Origin of the sequence: Candidatus Thiothrix putei, assembly GCA_029972225.1 — a bacterium.
Lineage (GTDB): Bacteria > Pseudomonadota > Gammaproteobacteria > Thiotrichales > Thiotrichaceae > Thiothrix > Thiothrix putei.
Map to the genome: position 1 here is coordinate 3,878,350 of CP124756.1, position 24,139 is coordinate 3,902,488.

The following is a 24,139-nucleotide window of genomic DNA, read 5'->3' on the forward strand; positions in this document are numbered from 1 at the left end:
ACGATAGAACTGATAAGCTTTTATGCGTCGTAGGAAACAAGCGACTGGCTCACGACCACCCCCTAGCTTTAGGTGTGAGACCATAACAACCACAAACCCGAGAATATTTTTTAGGAGAAGCTCATGTCGAAAGGGCACACATTACAAGAACCCTTCCTTAATGCTCTGAGAAAGGAACGGATTCCTGTCTCCATTTACTTGGTCAACGGCATCAAATTACAGGGTCACGTCGAATCATTTGACCAATTCGTTGTTTTGCTGGGTAATACCGTCAGCCAATTAGTGTACAAACACGCCATTTCCACTATCGTGCCAGCTCGCCCGATTAAGCTGGCATTGGCTCCAGAAGAATAAATCATTCGACTAAAATCATCAGGAAGGTTGCCGATTGGAACTGTTTGAGCGCCCCGGTGGCGGTGAAAATGCTGTTCTTGTTCAAATCAGTTTCAATACGGCAAAGTCTACACAAGATGAAAAGGAATTCATTGAATTAGCGGATTCGGCTGGTGCTCAAGTAGTCGGCTTCGTTAATGGCTCGCGCCAACGCCCTGACCCTCGCTATTTCGTAGGCACAGGTAAAGCGGAAGAAATTCGCCAGTTACGCGAAGCCCATAATGCCGATTTGGTTATTTTTGACCATTCGCTTTCTCCTGCCCAAGAACGCAATCTCGAAAGGCTGTTGCAATGCCGTGTTCTCGATCGCACTGGCCTAATTCTGGATATTTTTGCGCAACGTGCACGTAGCTTTGAGGGCAAACTGCAAGTTGAACTGGCGCAATTAAAACACCTTTCAACCCGCTTAGTACGTGGCTGGACTCATCTTGAACGTCAAAAAGGCGGGATAGGGATGCGCGGCCCCGGTGAAACCCAATTGGAAACCGACCGACGCTTGATTGCAGAACGCATCAAACAAATCGACCGCCGCCTAGAAAAAGTGCAGAATCAGCGCGAACAAGGGCGTCAATCGCGCAAAAAAGCCGAAATCCCCACAGTATCACTGGTTGGTTATACTAATGCAGGCAAATCCACTTTATTCAATGCTTTAACCAAAGCAGAGGTTTACGTCGCAGACCAACTATTTGCGACCCTCGACCCTACCTTACGCCAAGTACAATTACCTAATCAGCAAGAAATCATTCTGGCAGATACTGTTGGCTTCATCCGTAACCTTCCTCACGACCTAGTTGCTGCCTTCCGCTCTACCTTACAAGAAACCATTGATGCTGACCTGCTGCTCCACGTCATCGACAGCCACGACGAACACCTTGAACTATTCCGTGAACAAGTAAACAACGTCATTGCTGAAATCGGCGCAGAACATGTGCCGCAAATAGAAGTCATGAATAAAATTGACCTCGGTGGACTCAGCCCGCATATCGAAGAAAGCATCGGCACAACGCCGCCCCGCATCTATATTTCTGCCCAAAACAATCTGGGGCTAGAGGCGTTACTGGGCTATTTGGGAAATTACTTTGCCGGAAACATGTTCCGGGGCGAACTGACACTCAAACCCCAACACGCACGCTTACGTGCTAAGTTGTATGCTGATAAAGCGATTCAACAGGAAAGCATTACGGATGAAGGCAATTTTAGCTTGAAAGTAGTCATCGACCAACGACGGCTGGAACAGTATCTACGCGAAGAAAATCTAACAATGGAAGATTTGTAGGGGCGTATTGTATACGCCCCTACGATTTAGCCGCGACGCATCACATCAAAGAACTCACTGTTCGTTTTGGTCTTCGACAACTTATCAAACAGCAATTCCATTGCCTCCAGATCATCCATACCGTGTAAGAACTTACGCAACACCCACAACGTTTGCAGTTCGTCTTGCGTAGTAAGCAACTCTTCGCGACGTGTACCGGAACGGTTGATATTGATCGCAGGGAACACACGCTTTTCAGAAATACGGCGATCCAGATGGATTTCCATATTACCCGTACCTTTGAACTCCTCGTAGATAACCTCATCCATCTTGGAGCCGGTATCAATCAGCGCCGTTGCAATGATAGTTAAACTACCACCTTCTTCGATATTACGTGCTGCACCAAAGAAACGTTTCGGGCGATGTAAAGCATTGGCATCCACACCACCGGTTAACACTTTGCCGGAAGATGGCACGACAGTATTGTAAGCACGCGCCAAACGCGTAATGGAATCCAGCAAGATTACCACGTCACGCTTGTGCTCAACCAAACGCTTAGCTTTTTCAATAACCATTTCAGCAACTTGTACATGGCGTGCAGCAGGTTCATCGAAGGTAGAAGATACCACCTCACCTTGCACCATACGCGACATTTCAGTCACCTCTTCCGGGCGCTCGTCAATCAGCAAAACGATCAGGTAACTGTCCGGGTAATTGGAAGCGATGCTCTGCGCAATATTTTGCAGCATGATGGTTTTACCGGCTTTGGGCGGTGCGATAATCAGCCCCCGCTGGCCTTTACCGAAAGGAGCTACGATATCAATAACGCGAGCAGTAATGTCTTCACGGCTACCGTTACCTCGCTCCATCCGCATCCTCTCATCAGCATGTAGGGGCGTGAGATTTTCAAACGCAATTTTATTACGCGCACTTTCCGGTGGCTCAAAGTTGATCGTATCAACTTTCAATAGCGCAAAGTAACGTTCGTTATCCTTAGGTGGACGAATTTTACCTGATACCGTATCACCGGTGCGCAAACCAAAACGGCGGATTTGGCTAGGTGATACATAGATGTCATCTGCGCCCGCAAGATAGCTGGAATCATCAGAACGCAGAAAACCGAAACCATCTTGGAGAATTTCCAGTACGCCGTCACCATGAATATCGACATTATTGGCGGCATTAGCTTTCAGCAAAGCAAAAATGATGTCTTGTTTACGAGTACGGGAGATACTCTCGATACCCATGGCTTGAGCCATTTCGAAGACTTCGGCGGCAGATTTCTTTTTTAGTTCAGACAGGTTCATAGAATAATGAGTTGATGGAGACATTAGGAGTAAACAATCAGGAAGCCCCTGCTCGATGTATGTTTCTCAATCGGGAAATATGACTGAATACCATGCAGTCACCATAAGTGAAGCGAACACCTATGACAGTCTACGCGGGTAATAATTGAGAAAACGAGACAGGATTTTCAGGAATGAATCTGGATGCAAATTCAAGTAGGTTTAAACTAGCACGTCAGTTTCATAGAGTCCAGAAAAATAATACATACAACGCCCCACAGAAGTAAAAATCTCCATGGGGCATTCAGATTACTTAAAGGCTTTGGTTCAAAAATGCCGTTAACTGTGACTTGGATAAAGCACCAACCTTGGTTGCCTCCACCTCACCATTCTTAAACAGCATCAGCGTCGGAATACCACGGATACCGTAGCGCGGTGGTACAGCTTTATTGTCATCAATATTCAGCTTAGCTACTTTTAATTTGCCAGCGAACTCAGTGGCAATTTCATCTAGCAAGGGTGCAATCATTTTGCATGGCCCACACCATTCAGCCCAGTAGTCAACCAGTACTGGTACACTGGATTTCAGCACTTCTTGATCGAAAGTGGCATCGGAAAGGTAAATAATGTCATTACTCACAGAAGGGTTCTCCCTGATTTTTGAGGTGTCACGATTGCTATTCTCTAATATTTTGCGCCATCTTTGTAGTATAGCGTTTCAGAACCAACACAGCTTGCTGTAGTCTAATCAGGTCAGTAGCATTTAACCAGAAGGAAACATGCATGAAACGTTTGATTGTTGCCGCAAGCTTGGCCTTATGGGTATCAGCAGGGGCTGCGGCACCAACTGCCTTCCAGGCAAACTATACCGTCACTGCCAAAGGTATCGAGATGGGAACCATGTCTGCCAGCCTACGCTATGACGGCGATGCGTATACTTACCAAAAACTTACTAAGGCCAATGGTCTAGCCGCGTTGCTGAGTGGCGATACCCTTACCGAACGTAGTACCGGTACAAAAAAGGCTGACACGCTCATCCCGGAACACTACCTTCATCATCACCAAAACAAGCGCAAAGATAAAAAAGACCAGTTGAGCTTTACCAGCCCCACGAAAGTGGAGGGTACATTTGATGGCAACGCCTACCAACTAAACGTTCCGAAAGGCACGTTAGATATAGCTGCATTAGAATTGCATGTAATGGATGCGCTCGCAACCAATAAACCTCTCAACTACCAAGTAGTTAGCAAGGGTAAGTTACAAGATTATCGCTTACGTAAAACCGGAAAAGAAACCTTGGAGGTTCCAGCAGGCACATACGAATGCGAAAAAGTCGAAGTCATCCACAACAGCAAAGAACGTCAAACGACATTATGGCTGGCTCCCTCCTTAAATTATGCGATCGTGCAAGTGCGCCACGCAGAAGAGGGTGAAATCATTGAGACACGTCTATCGCAATACCGCTAACAGCAAGGGACGTATAATGTACACTCAACTCACGATAAATAGATATTTTTTAGACTTTTCATAGTTATGTAGCTAATATATTCGCGTATCAGTGTTTAAGCCTATAAATTTTCTGAAAAATGAACCTCATCAATCCCCCGATAAATGTTGAAAGCAATCGTCAGATTCTGCTCGTCGATGATGATCTTCTGCTGCATAAGCTATTAGCGGAGTATTTGCTTGGACATCATTACCACCTTCACACTCTGCCTAACGGTGAAGGGATCAGTAACTTTTGCCAACACCAACAACCTGACATCATTTTACTTGACATTATGATGCCCGGCGAAGACGGCATACACTGGCTGAAGTGGCTAAAAGCAAATCACTCCACTATCCCCGTCATGCTATTATCGGCCAAAAAATCAGCACAAGAACGCCTGCAAGGGCTAGAAGTTGGTGCTGACGACTACCTAACGAAACCCTTTCATCCGAAAGAACTGCTGATTCGTATGCACAACATCATGCGTCACCAACCCGTTAAACACATACAAACGATCAAAATTGGCAGCAATGTGTTCGACCCTGAACAAGAAAAGTTAGAACGTGATAACACCATTATCAAACTCACCGCTCAGGAAACCAGCCTACTACGCTTTCTCTGCCAGAATGCCGGACAAATTTTGACGCGAGATGCCATCTCCCATGCCATTAACGGCAACGACTATCATCCCCTCAACCGCAGCATCGACATGACCATCAATCGTTTACGCAAAAAACTAGGAGATGATGCGCATTCCCCCCAGTATTTACGCACCATTTGGCGGAAGGGCTATCGTTTAACACTGAATACATAGAGACACCGCTAATGTTCACCACTCTGACTGAAATGCTAGGTAAAGAAGCGGCACAACGTTTTCTAACCGTTGCTCAAACGCAACTTCAGCAATATCAATATGACTTACAGGCTGGTTTACAACAACAAGATTGGCACACTGCTGCTATCATTGCCCACAAACTTTCTGCCACTGCGCATCTGTATGACTCAAGTACCTTACCTGACTTATTAGCACTAATTAGCTCGCAAAATACAGAAGTTTTGCAACAAGCGAATTTCATAGACAAACTTAATCAAGAATTTCAACAAATTACCTCGAACATTTATCTTTTCATTGATGATTATCCCTAACGCCACACAGGCTGTTACATTTTTTTACAATTTTTTACGTTACAAACCCTACTAGGTTCGTTAAGGTTGTGCACAGCAATTTGATTAAATTCATTTAAAGCAACAAAATTAAGTTAATAGGGATATTGTAATCATGGTCAGCGTGCTTCGCCTCCAATTATGCCTATTTGTTGGGTGGATAGTATTCCAACCAGCAATGGCCTTATCAGAAAAAGGGACTCAAACCCTGCAACAAGCCAATAGTAGCGTCACGACAGAAGTTATTGATGTGCAAGATCCGTTAACATCACCCAGCTCAAATGATTTCTTACCAAAACTGCTTGGTTCACACTTGTATTTGTATTTTCTCCAGTCAGATCAATTCATCACCCTACAGGGAGTAGTCGAATCCCTTTGGGCAAAACACATGATAAAAAAACAGTAAGTTCTCCTTACTCGACTCACCAAGCTGCGCCAAAATTGGTGGGTTTTTTGACAGCCCTACTTACTCCCCTGTAGTTAGGGCTTTTTTTTATCACTATTGTCTCTCTGCATAATCGTGAAACCCACACACAGGATGGGTATAATCGTGCCTCTCTTATCCACGCGACACAAAAGGAACCCCGATGAGGCCAAGCGAACGCGCACCCGACCAAATGAGAACGGTCAAATTTACCCGCAACTACACCTGCCATGCTGAAGGCTCGGTATTAGTAGAGTTTGGCAACACCAAGGTGCTGTGCACGGCTACCGTAGAAGACCGCCTACCCGGCTGGTTAAAAGGTAAAGGCCAAGGCTGGGTAACTGCTGAGTACGGCATGTTGCCGCGTGCCACAGGTTCGCGCACTGCGCGTGAGGCGACCAAAGGCAAGCAAGGTGGGCGCACCATGGAAATTCAACGCCTGATTGGACGCGCCTTACGCGCCGTGGTTGACCTTGAAGCACTGGGCGAATTCCAAATCACCATCGACTGTGACGTGATTCAAGCCGACGGCGGGACGCGCACGGCTTCAATCAGCGGTGCTTACGTCGCCTTGTGTGACGCGATTACTTGGCTGCAAAAAAACCGCCGCTTGAAGAAAAACCCATTGCACGGGCAAATCGCGGCGATTTCCGTCGGCATTTTTGACGGTGTGCCAGTGCTGGATTTGGATTACGCTGAAGATTCCAAGGCCGAAACCGACATGAACGTGGTGATGAACGAAGCCGGACAATTCATCGAATTGCAAGGCACTGCCGAGGGTCACGCCTTCCGCCGCGACGAACTCGATGCCCTGCTGGCATTAGCAGAAAAAGGCATTCGGGAAATCATGCAAGCACAACAACAGGCATTGGAATCATGAGTCAACGTATCGTATTAGCCTCCGGCAATGCCGGAAAACTGCGCGAATTCAACGCAATGCTGGCGGATTTAGGCATTGAATTTGTGCGCCAAAGCGAATTTGGGGTGCAAGATGCCGACGAAACCGGTTTAACCTTCGTCGAAAACGCCTTAATCAAAGCGCGTAACGCCGCCCAACACACCGGAATGCCAGCCATGGCAGACGATTCCGGCATTGTAGTCGATGCACTGGGTGGTGCGCCGGGGTTATATTCTGCCCGTTACGCAGGAGAACACGGCGACGATGCTGCCAATAACGCCAAACTACTACAAGCCTTGCAAGACGTGCCGGATGCGCAACGCACCGCACGTTTCTATTGCTGCATCGTTTACTTGCGCCACGCTGAAGACCAATTGCCGATCATTGCCGAAGCCAGTTGGGAAGGTCGTATTCTGCACAGCTTAAGCGGGGCAAACGGCTTTGGTTACGACCCCTTGTTTTACGTGCCTACCCACGGCTGCTCGTCCGCCGAATTACCGCCGGAAGAAAAAAACCGCATTAGCCATCGCGGGCAAGCGTTACGCAAGCTACATGAATTGCTGGAGAAAGCCGGGTGAAACTCATCATCCTTGACCGTGACGGCGTGATTAACGAAGATTCCGATGCGTTCATTAAAACGGTGGACGAATGGATTCCTATCCCCGGCAGTATCGAAGCCATGGCACGCTTGTATCAAGCCGGTTACACCTTAGCCATTGCCACCAACCAGTCAGGCATTGCGCGGGGCTACTACGACGTGACCACCTTGAATGCCATGCACGCCAAGTTGCACGACTTACTCGCGCAACACGGTGGTAAAGTGACTTATATTGCCTATTGCCCTCACCTTAGCAGTGATCATTGCACTTGCCGCAAACCCAAACCCGGAATGCTGCTGACGATTGCCGAACACTTTGGCATAGCACCGCATCAAGCCACCGTTGTGGGCGACTCCTTACGCGATTGGCAAGCCGCAGCAGCCGTTGGCGCAGCGTATGCTCAAGTGCGCACGGGTAAAGGCTTACATACACTCGCGGATGGCAAATTACCGGCTGACATTCCCGTATTTAATAATCTAGCCGCTTACGCCGACTCACTTCTAGGAACAATACCTACATGAATGCACTCAACACGCTTTGGCTAGGCACTCGTGCCGCAATCTTTTGGGTAGGCTTTGCCATCAGCACCCTACTAGCAGGCTTGTTAACCCCGGTGGCATGGCTGTTTCCGCTTAAATATCACTACCCTGCCGCCACCTTGTGGAATTGCTTTAATCTCTGGTGGTTAAAGGTAACGTGTGGCGTGAAATATCACATCATCGGACGCGAAAATATCCCAACCGATAGTGCCTTCATTATTATGTCCAATCACCAGTCGACATGGGAAACCTTAGCTATCCCCTGTATTTTCCCTCAACAATTAAGCTGGGTAATGAAGCGCGAACTATTGAAAATTCCCTTTTTTGGCTGGGGATTGCGCCTGATTCGCCCAATTGCGATTGATCGTAATGCAGGCAAGGCTGCCGTCAAGCAAATCTCCCAGCAAGGTAAAGCCTTGTTGCAAGAAGGCATCAGTATCGTCATATTCCCTGAAGGCACACGGGTAGCCCCGGATACCACTGTACCGTTTAAAATAGGTGGGGCAATCCTTGCCTCTCATTCTGGTTTTCCCGTCGTACCCGTTGCCCATAACGCGGGTCTGAGCTGGCGGCGTCATGCTTGGATCAAAAAACCCGGTACGATTACCATCAGCATCGGCCCAGCCTTTGCCACGCAAAAGCTAAAAACGGATGCCATAAACCAGCAAGCACAACACTGGATCGAGACAGAAAAACAACGTCTAGCGCCCCCCTGAGGACTGGCAAACGTTTTACTATTGAAGGATGAAGTAACCAATGAACTTACCAACCCTAACGCATTACGACATGCTCGGCAAAGAAGAGGGTGTGCTGCGCCTCGTCAACCGCTTTTATGATGTGATGGATGAGTTACCCGAAGCCTGGGAATTGCGCAAAGTTCACCCGCAAGATTTGCAATCAGCACGTGACAAGCTATTTAAGTTTTTATCAGGATGGTTAGGTGGCCCCGGTTTGTATGAAGCTGAATACGGACATCCCCGTTTGCGAATGCGCCATGCTCCTTTTCCCGTGGACATCCAGATGCGCGATCAATGGTTAATGTGTATGAATGTCGCCTTAGATGAACAGGTAAGGGATGAACTGTTCAAGATGCAATTAAAATCTGCCTTTGCCAACGTAGCCGATCACATGCGTAACCGCGCAAATTGAACAACTTTTATTCTGGAAAGCACAATAAATGGATATTTTCGGCATTTCTGCTAAATTCATTTAAGCATAAACATAGAATGAGGAAAGTTGGATGAATAAATATTTACCTTTGGTAAGTGTAGCGATATTACTATGCAGCAATGCCGCATTGGCGGGTTCACCGAAAGCACCTTATATCGGTGCAGGGGTAGGGATTAATACATCCGTCGACGACAATGACCTGAGTAGCACTTGTGGTGTTGGCGGTGTCGCCTGCCGTGAAGTGTGTGATACAGATAAAGCGATCAATGCTTATGCGGGTTATCCACTTAGCCCCAATTTGGGTGTGGAAGTCGGCTATACCGATATGGACTACACCGCTCGTATCGAACAGGAAGGCGGTGCAGTGCGTGGAGACCAGCAATCTAAGGCGCTGACATTAAGCGCCATCGGTAGAAAACCGTTAACGCAAAACGTCGGTGTTTTCGGTAAAGTTGGTGCAGCTTATTGGAAAAGTGAAGTCGTGAGCACAGCAGGCAATGCCGATGACTCTGGTGTAACCCCTACGTTGGGTGCGGGCGTAGAGTATAACTTCAGCGAACACTTTGGTGTTCGTGGGGGTGTTGACCATTTCTTCAACATGGGCGAACAGTCCAAATTGATTGAATCAGGTGTTGTTGGTACGGCTGATACTGGCATTACCACAGCAACCGTTGGCCTGCACTATAATTTCTAAGTCATTAACCTTGAATTGGTTGTGATATTTGTCTTGAGCCGGGAAATAAATTTTCCGGCTTTTTTATGCGTAATCGCTCCCACCTCCCACACCGTCTTAAGATTATTTTTTGAGCTTGCTATTTGTCATAAATAAAATCTATTATTTGGGGCAATAAAATCGACCGAACTAGCGCAATCCTGACAAGATGCACTATATTCAAACTTGGCATTGACAGGGGCGTCACGCCAAGACGCAATAACACGATGGTTGCCACTAAGAAAAAACTCAATGAATAAGAAAAAGACCCATTCATCTTTACACAGTTCCCCCCTGATTCTTCATGGGCAGATCGCGTTTTTATCGCGGCATGGGTCTACTTGGTTTTTAGGAAATGCCTTTGCGGCCAGTCTGTTTATCTTATTACGTTGGGTTGACAGCGATGAAAACATGCTATTACTAATAGTGTGGTATGCATCTATCCTTGCCACCAATGTGATGCGCTGGTTATTTGGACAACGATTCTTACCCTCACAGCACTATTCTCTTGAAGAACTACAGGAATTTGGGCAGCGTTACCTCACTTACTCCACGCTAATCAGTGCGCTATGGGGAGTATCCGGCTTTATTCTGTTTTCACAAACGATATCCACTCAAGCTGTGCATATTTTATTATTAGCCGGTGCCATTGTTGCCGCCATGCCCGTATTAGCCTTATCCAGTTTTGCATTGTACGTGCAAATTGGTGCGATTCTTCTGCCAGTGACGCTCAATTTATTGCTACTCGGCGCGGCACCACAACAATCATTAGCCTTAGCCACCCTCCTCCTTGCCGTCTTGCTGGTGATGGCCTCACGTTCCATTACCAGTCTACTCAATGATCTTCATGCGGTACAAATACAGGTTCAGGAACAGGCTCATACGGATCCCGTCACCCAAATTTCCAACCGCCGTTATTTTGATAGCACCTTTAAAACAGAGTGGCGACGTGCGGCACGTGAAGGTAAACCACTGTCTCTGTTAATGATTGATGTTGATTATTTCAAGCGTTACAACGATAAACATGGGCATCAAGCAGGTGACCAGTGCTTACAGATTATTGCACAATGCATTAAAGCGGTAGCGCGGCGTGCCTCAGATGTTGTGGCACGTCATGGCGGAGAAGAATTCGTCATTTTGTTACCGGATACCAGTTTAGAAGATGCTGTATTACTGGCTGAACGGGTACGCAAAAGCGTAGAAGACCAACGTGTACCACACTCTGACGGTGCTATTCCTCGCATTGTTACGGTCAGTGTCGGTGTCTCCAGTTGCACCCCCAATACACCCCATAATGCTCAAGCCCTGCATGATGCAAGTATCGTGTACCCCGCCATGCTCATGAATGCGGCTGATCGGGCGCTGTATCGGGCTAAGCGTAATGGACGCAATCAAGTAGCAAAAGAAAGCTGTGGAGAGGGTATAATCCAGCTTAATCTTCCAAGCACTGCGGTGACTCACGCAGCGTAAGCAAGATGCTCACTTAAATACCTGTTACAACTTGTTACAAAAAGTTTTCTCTTGGTTAGCAAAAATAGCATTTTTTTATCGCAAAAAACATGCTATACATTACTGCCTCACCTTTTAGAAAAAACACAAGAAACAGGAATTTGCTGGCTTCCATGAATATTGATAGAGAACTTGTCATTGCCGAGTTGGAGCAACTTATTGCCAGCCCCAACTTCCGTTCGAGAAAGGTCATCAAATCGTTCTTACAATATGTTGTACATGAGACACTAGTGCATCGTCATTCCTTAGATTTGGGATAAATGGATTTGAGTTTACAGCGTGCATCGCTGATGTTCATCTGCCAATCCACCCCACGCTGCTGGCTATTCACGTCGGTAGACCATGCTGCAATTTCTTTCTGTAAGGTTTCAATATCGCCAATACGGCGACCTGATACACACTGGCGCGTCATGGAACTCAATTCATTTTCAGCGATGTTGAGCCAACTGCCATGTTTAGGGGTATGGCAGAACTCAATCCGACGTACCAATGCCCGCGCCCGTTCCGGTTCAAAGGCTTCATAAAATGCACCCTTGGTATGGGTGTTAAGGTTGTCGCTAACCAAGGTGATTTTGTCACACTCCGCGTAACGCCCTTCCAGCAGCTCGGCAACTTCAATCGCCCAGTCCACTTTCGTCCGGCGTGGGCGGGCATGGGCTTCGCGCCAACCCGATAGCGGTTCGGTGAACATAAAGATGCTGGCTGTACCCGCCCGTTCGTATTCGTAATCCACCCGACGGGGATGGGTTTGGGTCGCTGCAATCGGTTGGCGGGTTTCTTTGGTGAGCTGCACGGGTTGCTCATCCATGCAAATCACCGGATGCTGGGCATCGTAGGGTTTCGCATAGGTTTCAAGCACTTCCTCCATATTAGCCACAAACTCGGCATCACTGTCCGGTGGGATAACCCAATATTGGAGCTTGCGCGAGGTCATACCGTTTTTTTTAGCATCTTCCGTAGGGTTTCGTGGCTAACCGACTCCACGATCGCCAATTCAATCACGTGGCGGGTGAGCAGGCGCAATGACCAGTTGGCATAACCCGCTGGCGGCGAACCTAAGCGCAACGCGATAATCTTCGCCTCTTGTTCGCCATCCAGTATTTTTGGGATGGCTGGGTGTTCACGTCGCTTGCCGTCCAATGCCTGCTGAAAACCGTGCTGCACCAACTGTTGGCGAATATTTTCAACGGTCTTTGTCCGGCAGTTGAAGGCTTCAGCTATCTGACGGTCTGTCCAGTTGGCTCCTTCTACATCAGCTTTCAGCAAAATCTGTGCACGGCGGACTCTTTGTCCACTGCCACGGAGTTTCTTGATGGTTTCTTCAAGGATCTGACGCTCTTCATCGCTTAAGCGGACAATGTATTTCTTTTGCATGGGCTAACCTTTCGTGTGTTGCCCATAGCATCTACCTAAATCAGGTGACTTAAAACCCTAATTTCTGAATTTGGCAATGCACTAGCAGGGCGTGGAAACGGCTTAAACCAGCAAACCATTGCGACCCAAGCCTTAGGCAGACCCGCTGACTTTTCCCCACTTAACAACCCACTGGTACGCATTGAAGCTGGGCGGTTGCGCAAATTACTGAAAGAATATTATGAGGATACTGCCAATTACAGTGCTATCATGATCACCATGCCCAAAGGCACTTATCAAGTCGTTTTTGCACAGCGCCCCCCGCAGCCCAATACCGTTGTACCGGTATCAGAAAACCTGACCCCCCGTATTACAGAAGGACCTCGCTTATTGTTGCGTTGCCAACTGCTAGAGTCCCCCCCGCTTACTAGCTACCCTATTTGTTATAAGCTACATAACGAACTGTTAACGATGTTGAATCGTTTTCGTAATATCCGTGTGGTGGCAACGGATCATACACAAGAAAAACTTCACCATGTAGATTACACCTTAAATTGTAACATTCATCAAACGCCCCAACACCTTGAATTATTTTTTGTGCTAACACAGGTCATTGGTGGTGTATTGGTATGGACACACACATTCTACCTACCCCTGCAACCCAGTCACGATGACTTCGATGCAATCGGTTTATGCATTGCAGCCAATACGGTTGCCGTACACTCTGGCGCGATGTTGTCCCATTGGGCACATTACCAACAGAGTCTGCCAACACCTATCCCTGAACACCACAAGACGTTAATCCATTATTTAGCCTTTCTGCATGACATTAGCAGGGATAGTTTTCGTAACGCTTTAGTAACTTGCCAACAACGTTTACAGCAGTATCCTGATGATAGTAAGGCACTGGTTATCTTAGCGCGTCTGTGTGGTTATGATCATGTACTGCAATACCACCTCATTGAACACTTAGAAACCACGTGGACACAAGCAGCACGCAGTGCCTTGAAACTAGACCCTGGTAATGCCGAAGCACATTCGATTTTTGCACATAATCGCTATTTTTTAGGAGACTATGCGCTGTGTCGTGAAGAACTTGAAATTGCACGACATACCAATCCTTTCGACACCTCGATAGAGTACTTATACGGTTTTGGACTTTATATGATGGGCGATCAAGAAACAGGAATCAAAGCCATTCAACGCTTGATGGCTATTCCCTTTCCACAACCAGACTGGTATCACGTACTGCCGTTTATTCACGCATTCAATCATGGGGATTACCAGCAGGCATTGGCACTAGCGGAACGTATTCAACATTTTGGTTATTGGGGAGAAATGGCTCGTTGTGTCAGTTATTTTAAACTGGGTCAGACCGAACGTAGCCTACGAGAGTATCAGGAATTATTGCGTTATAATGCGATCATTCCTACTCATTCCAACACTGAAAACCGCTCTATTTTTACACATAATGCACTAAAGACGCTCTTAAGTGTTTTACAAGAAATTAACAAATCCAACTTATCTGCACTAAAAAAATAAATTAATAATAAGATGGTCATCGCTTCATTAATTATTAATCACTATCAATAAGTTTTGCGTATGTATTTTTAAAAAAATTGATTTAATTAATTATCGAAATCAGCATATAAATCAGCATAGTTTATCCAAATGCTGATAACGGGGAAATTTTATGAAGTGGGTTCAAGTTGTAGCAGCAATACTAGCAATCATGCCTTACTTAACCGGATGTGGGGGGGGAGATACCGCAGCTACATCGCAAAATAGTATTAACGACAAAACAACAGCAGCCAACGTAACCGCAACAGAACCCAGTTCATCGACACCTGCCGTGTCGAGTACGAGTAACAGCGCCAACACCAACTCGACCACGAGCTATGCTCTCGTCTCCAGCAGTGGGGCAATCATCGCTTCGACGAATAATTCCGCATCCAATAACACTGCATCGTTTGGCTCAACCGGTATCGAAGGTCGCCTTGAAGCTGATGACGTAGATCTAACACCGCTGAGTGATGCCGAACGAGCCGCTATAAAAATAGCTACACCCACCGCAACAGCCCGCATCATTCAAGAATCAATACTAGGCTTTGATAGCCGCTTCCAAGTAATTCCCGCCAGCTACCCAGAACGCGCCGTGGCACTTATCACTTATAACGGCAATACCCACTGTTCAGGGTGGTTGGTCAGCAAAGACACCCTAGTAACCGCTGGGCATTGTGTTCACGGCGGGGGCAGCACGGGGCGCTGGGGAGCCACAACAGCTTTCAAAGTATACCCTGGCTTCTCTGATGGCTATGCGCCGTATGGCTCTTGCACACCCAGAGAGCTTTATTCCACCTATGGATGGGTAACGAATGCTGACAGCAATGCTGATATTGGTCTTATTAAATTAGACTGCACCGTTGGTAACTCAACCGGTTACTTCAGTTACGCAATAACCGATACCATTGATAACACCGCTGTGAATATCAACGGCTATCCCGGTGATAAAGCAGGTGGCGGTCAACAATGGGGCAGCAAAGGCATTGTCTTATACGCCACACCCACCAAAATACATTATGACAATGACACCACCGGTGGCATGAGTGGTTCACCTGTTTGGGTACAAGACAGCACCACGGCTTGGGCACTTGGCATTCATACCAATGGCGAAAACACACTCGCCCCCGGTAGTAATTCAGGAACACGAATTTCCAAAGAGGTCTTTGACCTGATTACCGCCGCGAAAGCCCTACCGTAAGTCAGCCCTGTTTCTTAAGCGACAGGTGAATCCCGCAAGGTGGCGCGTTACAATGCCCGCCTTGCTTTAATGCTTAACGCTGGATTCCTACCTGAGTGAGTACCCTCATCCAAAAACGCGCCTTGCGCCTACAAAATCTGCCCAAACCCGAATACCCGGAAGAACTGCCGGTAGCAGCACGACGCACCGAAATCATCAAGGCGATTGCCGAGCATCAAGTCGTCATTATCTGCGGCGAAACCGGCTCAGGCAAAACCACCCAACTCCCCAAAATGTGCTTAGAACTCGGGCGCGGCGTAGATGGTTTCATTGGACACACCCAACCACGCAGGATTGCGGCGCGTAGCGTTGCCGCACGCATTGCCGAAGAGTTGAAGGTGCAACTGGGGCAGCAAGTTGGCTACAAAGTGCGTTTCCACGACCGCTGTTCCCCCGACAGTTACGTGAAACTCATGACAGACGGCATCTTGCTTGCAGAAATTCAGCAAGACCGTTACCTCAAGCAATACGACACCCTGATTATCGACGAAGCACATGAACGCAGTCTCAATATCGACTTCCTGCTTGGCTACCTCAAATGGCTATTGCCCAAACGCCGTGATTTGAAAGTCATTATCACCTCCGCTACCATCGACCCCGAACGCTTTTCGCAGCACTTTGACAATGCCCCGATTATTAACGTCTCAGGGCGCACCTATCCAGTGGATATTCGCTACCGCCCACTGGTTGATGTGGATGCCGAGGAAGAATTTGAGCGTGACCAAACCCAAGCAATTTTAGATGCAGTGGATGAATTGGGGCATGAAGCCCCCGGCGACATCCTAGTCTTCCTGCCCGGTGAACGGGAAATCCGCGAAACGGCGGAAGCCTTGCGCAAACATCACCCACCCGCCACCGAAATTTTGCCGCTGTACGCCCGTCTTTCCAACGAAGAACAGCACCGTATTTTCGAGCCGCACGGTCGCCGCCGCATTGTATTATCCACCAACGTAGCTGAAACTTCCCTCACCGTCCCTGGCATCAAATACGTGGTGGATAGCGGTTACGCCCGCATCTCACGTTACTCATGGCGTGCGGGTGTGCAACGTTTGCCCATTGAAAAAGTCTCACAAGCTTCTGCCAACCAGCGTTCCGGGCGTTGCGGACGCGTTAGTAATGGCATTGCCATCCGCCTCTACAGCGAAGACGATTACCTCAAACGACCGGTGTTTACGGAACCGGAAATACTGCGAACTAACCTCGCTGCCGTCATTTTGCAACTGGCAACGATGTGGACGGCGGACGTCGAAAACTTCCCTTTCGTCGAGCCACCCGACACACGCCTGATCCGTGACGGTTACAAGCTGCTGTTTGAACTTGGCGCGGTGGATGTGGATTACAACGTCACCCCAAGTGGGCATCAACTCGCCAAACTGCCACTCGACCCGCGTTTCGGACGCATGTTGCTGGCAGCACACGATAATGGTGCATTACGCGAAGTATTGATCATCGTCAGCGCCCTCACCCTGCAAGACCCGCGTGAACGCCCACTGGATAAACAACAAGCATCCGACGAAAAACACGCACGCTTCAAAGACGAACACTCCGATTTCCTAGGTTTTCTGAAACTCTGGGATTATTTTCACGAGCAGCGTAAACACCTATCACAGCGCAAATTCCGCGAACTCTGCCAAAAAGAATTCCTCTCTTACATGCGCCTGCGCGAATGGCACGACATCCATACCCAACTGCATCAAATGGTGCTGGAAATGGGCTGCAAGGAAAATGAAACCGCAGCCAGTTACGATGCCATTCACCTCAGCCTGCTGACCGGGCTACTCGGCAATATCGGCATGAAAGACGAAGAGCGCGAATACATAGGCGCGGGTGGACGCAAATTCCACCCATTCCCCGCCTCCAGCTTGCGCAAAAAGCCACCTCAATGGATCATGGCTGCCGAATTAGTGGAAACGTCACGCTTATTCGGGCGCACCCTCGCTAAAATCCAACCGGAATGGATTGAAAAACTCGCTGCCCACCTCTTGCGCCATCATTACACCGAACCGCATTGGGAACAAAAACAAGCGCAAGTTGCCGCCTTTGAACGCACCTCGCTGTATGGCATTACCATCACCCCGCGCCGCAAAGTCAGCTACGGACGCATTGATCCCATCGTGTGCCGCGAAATTTTCATCCGCCATGCGCTGGTTTATGGCGAATACCGCACTACTGCCCCCTTCTTTCAACACAATGCCGAGCTAATCGCCGACATCGAAACCCTAGAAGCCAAAGGCCGCCGCCGTGACATCCTCGCCGATGAACATCGTTTGTATGCGTTTTATGATGAGCGTCTCCCCGCCCACATTGTCAACGGACACGCCTTCGAGCGCTGGCGCAAAAAAGCCGAGCAGCACAACAACACATTGCTGTACCTCAACCGCGATTATCTGATGCAGCGTGAAGCAGGGCATGAAACCAGCGGGCAATTCCCCGATACCTTGTCAATACAAGGCATGATCCTACCGTTACGCTATCACTTTGACCCCAAAGCAGAAGATGATGGTGTCACCGTGCGCTTGCCCTTGTTAGGCTTAAACCAACTGAACCCGATACGCTTTGAATATTTAGTACCGGGGATGTTAGAAGAAAAAATCACCGCACTGATCCGCACCCTGCCGAAACACATCCGCAAACAATTTGTGCCTGCTCCTGATTACGCCCGTGCCTGCATGGAAGCCATCCAACCCAGCGATACGCTCCCCCTGCAAACAGCGCTGGAAAAACAACTTTTACGCATGACCGGCAACCAAATTCCGCCAGAAGCATGGTCAGAAGTCGCTCTGGAAACACACTTGCAAATGCGTTTTGAAATCACCGATGAAGCAGGCAACGTTATCCGCAGCGGGCGCGATTTGGAAATATTACGCGGCAAAGTCCGCCAACAAACCCGTGCTGAACTCGCCGCCAAACCCGTACAATCCATCGAGCGGGTCGGCATTACCACATGGGATTTCGGCGATTTACCCGAATTCCATTGGCTGGAAGCAGGTGGCACGAAATTACGCACATGGCCTGCCCTCGTCGATGCCAGCAACAGCGTCAGCATTCGCCTGTTTGATAATGAAGCCGATGCCAACCAAGCGCATTGGCAAGGCGTTTTGCGCTTGTTTTTGCTCACCTTGCCTGCTGAAGTCAAAGACGTGCCTAAATATATTCCGCAAATGCAGACCTTGTGCCTGCACTACGCCGCTACTGGCAAATGCGATGAGTTGAAGGAAAGCCTTACCCGCTATGTATTCCGGCAAGTGTTTAACGATTATCTGACTATCCGTAAACAAGACAGCTTTACACACGCATTGAGTGAATGCCGCTCACAGATTTTCCCACAAACCCAAGACACAGCGCGTCTGGTTGCCCCCATACTCGCGCTTTATCACGATTTACGCAAACAACTCAAAGGCAAAGTGCAACCCATTTGGCTCGAAGCCCTCACTGACATCAGCGAACAATTGAATCATCTGGTTTATGTCGGTTTTCTGGATGCAGTATCCCCAGATGCGTTGCGGCATTTCCCGCGTTATCTAAAAGGTATTCAAAGACGTTTACAAAAATTGGCGGAGAATCCGACCAAAGACAGGGCATTACGGGTACAAGTACAACCGTATTGGGATCAGTGGAAAACAGCTTCGTCTAGGAACTTAAACGAATACCGTTGGATGCTGGAGGAATTTCGGGTGTCGCTGTTTGCGCAGGAATTGGGAACCGCAAGGCCGGTATCGGCCAAGCGGCTGGATGAACTCTGGAAAAAGGCGCTTACTGAGTAGCCACCATGGCTGTCTGACCGCTACGCGGGTAGCGGTTCGGATAACCGTAGTATTTGTTGGATACTTCAGGCGACTTCAATTTAGTCAGCACTGCACCGATGATGTTGCATTGTGCTTGCTGTAAACGCCCAACAGCATCTTTCAAATTGCGCTTGCGGGTTTGTCCATTAGCATTCACTAACACGGTGTTGCCGGTACGATTGGAAATGATCAATGCATCCGCTAAGCCCATAACGGGCGGCCCATCAATGATAATGTGATCAAACATACCTTCCACTTCACTCAACAAGGCTGTAAAACGCTCACCAGCCAATAATTCGGTCGGGTTAGGTACAGCAGAACCGGCACAAATAGCAGACAGATTTTGTACTGTCGTCTCCTGAATCAACTCGCCGACATCTTTATCACCGAGCAAGAAATCACTGACGCCAACACGATTCTCTAAACCCAACTTATTATGAGCTTCTGGATGACGCATATCGCAATCAACCAGCAATACTTTTTTACCTGTATAAGCAAATACTGTCGCCAAATTCACTGCTGTCGTGGTTTTACCTTCGCTAGGTGAAGCGCTGGTAATATTCATAATAAAAGCCAACCCTTGATGAGAAGGCGTCTTCATCATAATCAGATTTTCACGTAGCGACCGGAACGCCTCCAGCATGAATGAACTACCAACCTGCCCACGCAGTGCCAATACATTCTTGTTGTTACGACCTGAAATATAAGGGATAACACCCAATAAAGGTATAGATCCCAGCACACGGCGCAAATCTTCAACACTTCTCAGGCGATCATCCATTACTTCTGCTATCGTGGCAGCCAATAAGCCTAAGAGCAAACCAACAGCAACTCCCATCACCAGATTCAAGGGAATATTCGGTGAAAACGGTTTAGTAGGAACGCTGGCCTCATCAACAATAGCAACGTTACTGGCACTGCTGTCCGCAACCCGACCAATTTCATTCAAACGCTCCAGCAAGCTTTCGTAGTTATCACGATCTGCTTCAACCTCACGTTGGCGTGTCATATAGTCAACCGACTTGTCACGATTGCCCATCAGTACCGCTTCTTGCTTTTTGACCTCAGCCTTTAACTCACCTTCCCGTTGTTTAGCTGCCTCGTACTCTGCTTGCAGCTTACTGCGAGCAGTACGGTCAATACTGGATGCTTCACGCTGAATTTCACCACTCAGTTGATCAATACGTGCTTGCAGTTGCTGCATTTCTGGAAAGCTCGCTTTAAACAAACGAGATTGGTCACGATACTCAGCTTGCACACGCGCTAACTCTTCTTTCAAACGCTGTACGGCTGGATTTTCCAAGGTTCGGTCAGCACCCGCTACATTTTTAGAACGGTTAAAAGCAGCCTCAGCCGCAATTCGCGCCCCTGTTGCGTCAGTCAGCGCTAAATTGAGGGAATCCAGTACCCCTGATGCTGAAGAACGATCCCCATCCAAGGTGATAATACCCTGCTTACGCGCGTAAGCCACTAGCTCATTTTCAGATTTTTCCAGTTTACTTTTAGCTTCTTTTAATTTGGCTTCCAGCGTTTCTTTCGTATTAGAAACAGCCTCATTACGCAAATTCAAACTCATCTGCTTATAATTTGCTGCTAAGGCATTGACTATCGCGGCACTTAGTTCTGGATCAGTATGATCATAGCTAATTTTGAAAATTTGAGAATCTTCAACAGGATAAATAGAGAGATTACGCCTAAAGTTTTCACCGACATCACTCACTGCATCAGGAGCCTCTCCATCACCTGCAACACTGCGTTTAACGGATGTTAACCAGCTATAGAGTTTCGTATACAAGGAAGTGTCATCTTCAAAGCGTGACGAAATCCCCAACTCCTTAATCGTTTCACTCGTCAACCGTTCACTTGCGAGTAATTCGGTTTGCGTTTGGTAAAACTCCCGCTCACTTCGTGGAGTACGTGCACCTTCAGCACCATCACCCAATGTCACTCTCACCTCTTCAGGCGTCACTTGTAAAGTAGTCGTTGCACGGTAGACATCTGGGGATAAAAAGCTAATAACAGCCGCTAGGATGAAAACGCTCAGAGCTGTTCCTAGTAACAACCATTTGCGCCGCATCAACCTTCGCCATAACTCGCCAAAACCAACTTCTTCGACTTGATTTCTCGGCGCTATATCTTCAATCGGGATATACTCAATCATTTGACTATTGCCCGCTGCTCTCACTTCGAGACTTTTTGACTGGTTTGTGTAATAGTTTTCCATCACTGCTCCTTGAGCCTTGCCGCTAACGGCTGCCTTTTGTTAATGACAAAGGTTTTTGCAATTCAACCAATAATAGTAAGTGCTGTAACAGTTGCACACACATACGACTAGGCTTCGTTTCGACCATACTGATCTTCCAGACGCACAATATCGTCTTCCCCAAGGTAACTACCTGATTGCACTTCCACTAACTCCAAGGGTACTTTACCCGGATTAGCCAGACGGTGAGTGCTACCCAAGGGGATATAGGTTGACTGATTCTCGGTCAACAAAAAGGTCTTGTCACCACAAGTCACCTCTGCTGTACCCTTGACGACTATCCAGTGCTCCGCGCGGTGATGATGTTTTTGCAGGGATAGTTTTGCTCCGGGCTTGACTGTAATACGCTTGACTTGAAAGCGTTCCCCTGCATCTACCGAGTCGTAACATCCCCACGGGCGATTAACTAAACGGTGAATAATCGCTTCACTGCGACCTTCTGCTTCTAGCGCATTAACAATCTGCTTAACATCTTGAGCCTTACTTTTATGTGCGACTAGCGTGGCATCTTTAGTGTCAATAACAATGAGATCATCTACACCAACCAATGTGACCAAGCGATCTTCAGTAAATACCAAGTTATTACCTGAACCATGGGTCATGACATTACCGCGCAATACGTTATTAGCCGCATCACGCTCACTCACCTCCCAAACGGCAGACCATGCCCCCACATCGTTCCAACCGGCAGTGAGTGGCACAGTCGCTGCATGGCGAGTATGCTCCATAACCGCGTAGTCGATCGAATCAGAAGGGCACTCTCTGAAAGCACCCGCATCCAAGCGTACAAAATCTAAATCATGTTGAGCCTGTGCCAAGGTTTTTTTGCAAGCAGCCAATATTTCAGGCTTATAGGTTTCTAGTTCATGTAAAAAGGTACTCGCTTTAAACATGAAAATACCGGAGTTCCACAAGTGTTTCCCGCCATTCAAATAGGCAGTGGCAATTTCCACATTGGGTTTTTCAGCAAACGCTGCCACTTGCCAAGCATTATCAAAGCCGATGATGGCCTCACCTTGTTCAATATAGCCATACCCTGTTTCTGGTGACAGTGGCGTAATACCAAATGTCACTAAATAACCCTGATTGGCTAAGGAAGAAGCTTGCATAATAGCCTGTTGAAAAGCACTTACGTCAGCAATCACATGGTCAGCAGGCAATACCAACATCACCGGATCTTGCCCTGTTTTCTCCAACAAGCTCAATGCGGCGACAGCTACTGCCGGAGCCGTATTGCGCCCAACCGGCTCTAACAAAATACCTTGGTGAGTCTGACCGATACTTTGCAATTGTTCTGCAACCATAAACCGGTGCTCTTCATTGCATACGATGACGGCGGGTTGCTTATCAACAATTCCCTCCAAGCGCTCTAATGTCGACTGGAATAGCGTTCGATCTGCTGCAATCAACGGCAGGAATTGCTTCGGGCGCAGCTTACGAGATACCGGCCACAGGCGTGAGCCAGAGCCACCAGAAAGAATGACAGGGGTTATTGGGGTTACCATCTCAATACCTTCTTTAAACTTGTTAAGATTGACGGAAATCACTTTGGTGGCTTACAAACCATTCATACGTTGATTTCAGCCCATCAGGTAAGGATATTTGGGGTTCCCATCCCAGACTTTTGAGACGAGAAACATCCAGCAATTTACGGGGAGTGCCATCAGGCTTACTCGCATCAAACATAATCTGTCCCTGATACCCTACAACCTCAGCCATCAACTCAGCCAGTTGGGCAATGGTGCAATCCGTGCCGGTTCCGACATTAATATGTGACAAAGTTTGTGGAACAAGCTGCTGGTAAGCAGCATCATCCATTTCCATCACATGAATCGACGCAGCCGCCATGTCGTCTACATGTAAAAATTCCCGGAGCGGCTTTCCTGAACCCCAAACAACAACTTGGGGAGCGTTTGCCAACATTGCCTCGTGAAACCGTCGCATTAAAGCAGGAATAACGTGCGAGTTTTCCGGGTGGAAATTATCATTAAACCCGTACAAATTGGTCGGCATAACACTACGGTATTGCGTGCCATGCTGCCGGTTGTAGGATTCACATAATTTGATACCGGCAATTTTGGCAATAGCATAAGGCTCATTAGTACATTCCAACTCACCTTGTAATAATTCAGACTCTGAAATCGGCTGTTTTGCAAACTTGGGGTAAATACAAGACGAGCCAAGGAATAGCAGGCGTTTGACACCTGCTTTCCAAGCTGAATGAATAATATTGCATTCAATCATCAGATTTTCATAAATAAAATCTGCCGGATACGTGCTATTAGCATGAATCCCCCCGACTTTTGCCGCTGCCAGATAGACTTGATCAATATTTTCCGTTTGGAAGAACTGCTCAACGTCTTGTTGACAACTTAAGTTCAACTCCTGCCGGGAACGAACCACCAACTCAACCTCAGAACGCTGTTCCAATTGGCGAACTAACGCGGAACCGACCATTCCACGATGGCCTGCGACATAAATGCGGGTTTTTTTCATGCGT

At 47.8% G+C, this 24,139-nt stretch carries 22 protein-coding genes; 15 read left to right on the top strand and 7 right to left on the bottom strand.

The window, feature by feature from the left end; all coding sequences use genetic code 11:
- Positions 1-123: 123 nt before the first annotated feature.
- Both hfq and hflX read left to right on the top strand, forming a co-directional pair.
- Positions 124-354 (top strand): RNA chaperone Hfq, encoded by a 231-nt coding sequence (gene hfq / locus QJT81_19905; GenBank protein ID WGZ94025.1) that lies wholly within the window; start codon positions 124-126, stop codon positions 352-354.
- Positions 355-388: 34 nt separating this feature from the next.
- Positions 389-1,669, top strand: coding sequence for a GTPase HflX (gene hflX, locus QJT81_19910; GenBank protein ID WGZ94026.1), 1,281 nt, complete (start codon positions 389-391; stop codon positions 1,667-1,669).
- Between the two features lie 26 nt (positions 1,670-1,695).
- Here the strand turns inward: hflX and rho are convergent, their stop codons facing one another.
- Both rho and trxA read right to left on the bottom strand, forming a co-directional pair.
- Complete coding sequence (gene rho / locus QJT81_19915) at positions 1,696-2,955, bottom strand: transcription termination factor Rho (protein WGZ94027.1); 1,260 nt, start codon at positions 2,953-2,955, stop codon at positions 1,696-1,698.
- Between the two features lie 292 nt (positions 2,956-3,247).
- The gene (trxA, locus tag QJT81_19920) at positions 3,248-3,574 is read right to left on the bottom strand and encodes a thioredoxin TrxA (protein WGZ94028.1); all 327 of its coding nucleotides are present in this window, start codon (positions 3,572-3,574) and stop codon (positions 3,248-3,250) included.
- A gap of 143 nt (positions 3,575-3,717) precedes the next feature.
- Between trxA and QJT81_19925 the strand changes: the two genes are divergently transcribed.
- From QJT81_19925 to QJT81_19970, 10 genes are all read left to right on the top strand, one after another.
- On the top strand, positions 3,718-4,401 hold the full coding sequence (locus QJT81_19925; GenBank protein WGZ94029.1) for a DUF3108 domain-containing protein: 684 nt from the start codon (positions 3,718-3,720) through the stop codon (positions 4,399-4,401).
- A 119-nt stretch (positions 4,402-4,520) separates the two neighbouring features.
- Entirely contained in the window at positions 4,521-5,237 is a 717-nt protein-coding gene (locus QJT81_19930; protein WGZ94030.1) for a response regulator transcription factor, read from the top strand.
- Between the two features lie 11 nt (positions 5,238-5,248).
- On the top strand, positions 5,249-5,569 hold the full coding sequence (locus QJT81_19935) for a hypothetical protein (protein WGZ94031.1): 321 nt from the start codon (positions 5,249-5,251) through the stop codon (positions 5,567-5,569).
- A gap of 605 nt (positions 5,570-6,174) precedes the next feature.
- Positions 6,175-6,891, top strand: coding sequence for a ribonuclease PH (gene rph, locus QJT81_19940; GenBank protein WGZ94032.1), 717 nt, complete (start codon positions 6,175-6,177; stop codon positions 6,889-6,891).
- Entirely contained in the window at positions 6,888-7,487 is a 600-nt protein-coding gene (rdgB, locus tag QJT81_19945; protein ID WGZ94033.1) for an RdgB/HAM1 family non-canonical purine NTP pyrophosphatase, read from the top strand. The genes rph and rdgB overlap by 4 nt, the downstream gene beginning before the upstream one ends.
- Positions 7,484-8,029, top strand: a complete 546-nt coding sequence (gene gmhB / locus QJT81_19950; protein WGZ94034.1) for a D-glycero-beta-D-manno-heptose 1,7-bisphosphate 7-phosphatase — start codon at positions 7,484-7,486, stop codon at positions 8,027-8,029. Before rdgB ends, gmhB begins: the two co-directional genes overlap by 4 nt.
- Positions 8,026-8,763 carry a lysophospholipid acyltransferase family protein gene (locus QJT81_19955; protein ID WGZ94035.1) on the top strand — a complete coding sequence of 246 codons (738 nt, stop codon included), beginning with the start codon at positions 8,026-8,028 and terminating at the stop codon, positions 8,761-8,763. The genes gmhB and QJT81_19955 overlap by 4 nt, the downstream gene beginning before the upstream one ends.
- Positions 8,764-8,803: 40 nt before the next feature.
- Positions 8,804-9,196: a group II truncated hemoglobin gene (locus QJT81_19960; GenBank protein ID WGZ94036.1), complete on the top strand. Its 393-nt coding sequence runs from the start codon at positions 8,804-8,806 to the stop codon at positions 9,194-9,196.
- Between the two features lie 91 nt (positions 9,197-9,287).
- Positions 9,288-9,911 carry an outer membrane beta-barrel protein gene (locus QJT81_19965; protein ID WGZ94037.1) on the top strand — a complete coding sequence of 208 codons (624 nt, stop codon included), beginning with the start codon at positions 9,288-9,290 and terminating at the stop codon, positions 9,909-9,911.
- A 270-nt stretch (positions 9,912-10,181) separates the two neighbouring features.
- Positions 10,182-11,399, top strand: a complete 1,218-nt coding sequence (locus QJT81_19970) for a diguanylate cyclase (GenBank protein ID WGZ94038.1) — start codon at positions 10,182-10,184, stop codon at positions 11,397-11,399.
- A 277-nt stretch (positions 11,400-11,676) separates the two neighbouring features.
- On the opposite strand, the gene QJT81_19975 is transcribed toward QJT81_19970, so the two are convergent.
- Both QJT81_19975 and QJT81_19980 read right to left on the bottom strand, forming a co-directional pair.
- The gene (locus QJT81_19975; protein ID WGZ94039.1) at positions 11,677-12,372 is read right to left on the bottom strand and encodes an IS630 family transposase; all 696 of its coding nucleotides are present in this window, start codon (positions 12,370-12,372) and stop codon (positions 11,677-11,679) included.
- Positions 12,369-12,812: a helix-turn-helix domain-containing protein gene (locus QJT81_19980; GenBank protein ID WGZ94040.1), complete on the bottom strand. Its 444-nt coding sequence runs from the start codon at positions 12,810-12,812 to the stop codon at positions 12,369-12,371. The genes QJT81_19975 and QJT81_19980 overlap by 4 nt, the downstream gene beginning before the upstream one ends.
- A 249-nt stretch (positions 12,813-13,061) precedes the next feature.
- On the opposite strand from QJT81_19980, the gene QJT81_19985 reads away from it, so the two are divergent.
- The 3 genes from QJT81_19985 to hrpA all read left to right on the top strand — a co-directional run bounded on the left by QJT81_19985 (position 13,062) and on the right by hrpA (position 19,355).
- Complete coding sequence (locus tag QJT81_19985; GenBank protein WGZ94041.1) at positions 13,062-14,333, top strand: tetratricopeptide repeat protein; 1,272 nt, start codon at positions 13,062-13,064, stop codon at positions 14,331-14,333.
- A 190-nt stretch (positions 14,334-14,523) separates the two neighbouring features.
- Positions 14,524-15,552, top strand: coding sequence for a trypsin-like peptidase domain-containing protein (locus tag QJT81_19990; protein WGZ94042.1), 1,029 nt, complete (start codon positions 14,524-14,526; stop codon positions 15,550-15,552).
- A gap of 95 nt (positions 15,553-15,647) precedes the next feature.
- Complete coding sequence (gene hrpA, locus QJT81_19995; GenBank protein ID WGZ94043.1) at positions 15,648-19,355, top strand: ATP-dependent RNA helicase HrpA; 3,708 nt, start codon at positions 15,648-15,650, stop codon at positions 19,353-19,355.
- Here the strand turns inward: hrpA and QJT81_20000 are convergent.
- The 3 genes from QJT81_20000 to QJT81_20010 form a co-directional block, all read right to left on the bottom strand.
- Positions 19,345-21,600, bottom strand: coding sequence for a polysaccharide biosynthesis tyrosine autokinase (locus QJT81_20000; GenBank protein ID WGZ94044.1), 2,256 nt, complete (start codon positions 21,598-21,600; stop codon positions 19,345-19,347). The genes hrpA and QJT81_20000 overlap by 11 nt on opposite strands.
- A gap of 107 nt (positions 21,601-21,707) precedes the next feature.
- Positions 21,708-23,144: a mannose-1-phosphate guanylyltransferase/mannose-6-phosphate isomerase gene (locus QJT81_20005; protein WGZ94045.1), complete on the bottom strand. Its 1,437-nt coding sequence runs from the start codon at positions 23,142-23,144 to the stop codon at positions 21,708-21,710.
- Between the two features lie 22 nt (positions 23,145-23,166).
- Entirely contained in the window at positions 23,167-24,135 is a 969-nt protein-coding gene (locus QJT81_20010; GenBank protein ID WGZ94046.1) for a GDP-L-fucose synthase, read from the bottom strand.
- Between the last annotated feature and the right edge of the window lie 4 nt (positions 24,136-24,139).

What these genes read in the sequence shown, in the direction of transcription:
- hfq (WGZ94025.1), top strand. Translation starts at nt 124, where the DNA reads ATGTCGAAAGGGCACACATTACAAGAACCCTTCCTTAATGCTCTGAGA.
- rho (WGZ94027.1), bottom strand. Translation starts at nt 2,955, where the DNA reads ATGAACCTGTCTGAACTAAAAAAGAAATCTGCCGCCGAAGTCTTCGAA.
- QJT81_19925 (WGZ94029.1), top strand. Translation starts at nt 3,718, where the DNA reads ATGAAACGTTTGATTGTTGCCGCAAGCTTGGCCTTATGGGTATCAGCA.
- QJT81_19930 (WGZ94030.1), top strand. Translation starts at nt 4,521, where the DNA reads ATGAACCTCATCAATCCCCCGATAAATGTTGAAAGCAATCGTCAGATT.
- QJT81_19935 (WGZ94031.1), top strand. Translation starts at nt 5,249, where the DNA reads ATGTTCACCACTCTGACTGAAATGCTAGGTAAAGAAGCGGCACAACGT.
- rph (WGZ94032.1), top strand. Translation starts at nt 6,175, where the DNA reads ATGAGGCCAAGCGAACGCGCACCCGACCAAATGAGAACGGTCAAATTT.
- rdgB (WGZ94033.1), top strand. Translation starts at nt 6,888, where the DNA reads ATGAGTCAACGTATCGTATTAGCCTCCGGCAATGCCGGAAAACTGCGC.
- QJT81_19955 (WGZ94035.1), top strand. Translation starts at nt 8,026, where the DNA reads ATGAATGCACTCAACACGCTTTGGCTAGGCACTCGTGCCGCAATCTTT.
- QJT81_19960 (WGZ94036.1), top strand. Translation starts at nt 8,804, where the DNA reads ATGAACTTACCAACCCTAACGCATTACGACATGCTCGGCAAAGAAGAG.
- QJT81_19965 (WGZ94037.1), top strand. Translation starts at nt 9,288, where the DNA reads ATGAATAAATATTTACCTTTGGTAAGTGTAGCGATATTACTATGCAGC.
- QJT81_19970 (WGZ94038.1), top strand. Translation starts at nt 10,182, where the DNA reads ATGAATAAGAAAAAGACCCATTCATCTTTACACAGTTCCCCCCTGATT.
- QJT81_19975 (WGZ94039.1), bottom strand. Translation starts at nt 12,372, where the DNA reads ATGACCTCGCGCAAGCTCCAATATTGGGTTATCCCACCGGACAGTGAT.
- QJT81_19980 (WGZ94040.1), bottom strand. Translation starts at nt 12,812, where the DNA reads ATGCAAAAGAAATACATTGTCCGCTTAAGCGATGAAGAGCGTCAGATC.
- QJT81_19985 (WGZ94041.1), top strand. Translation starts at nt 13,062, where the DNA reads ATGATCACCATGCCCAAAGGCACTTATCAAGTCGTTTTTGCACAGCGC.
- QJT81_19990 (WGZ94042.1), top strand. Translation starts at nt 14,524, where the DNA reads ATGCCTTACTTAACCGGATGTGGGGGGGGAGATACCGCAGCTACATCG.
- QJT81_20000 (WGZ94044.1), bottom strand. Translation starts at nt 21,600, where the DNA reads ATGGAAAACTATTACACAAACCAGTCAAAAAGTCTCGAAGTGAGAGCA.
- QJT81_20005 (WGZ94045.1), bottom strand. Translation starts at nt 23,144, where the DNA reads ATGGTAACCCCAATAACCCCTGTCATTCTTTCTGGTGGCTCTGGCTCA.
- QJT81_20010 (WGZ94046.1), bottom strand. Translation starts at nt 24,135, where the DNA reads ATGAAAAAAACCCGCATTTATGTCGCAGGCCATCGTGGAATGGTCGGT.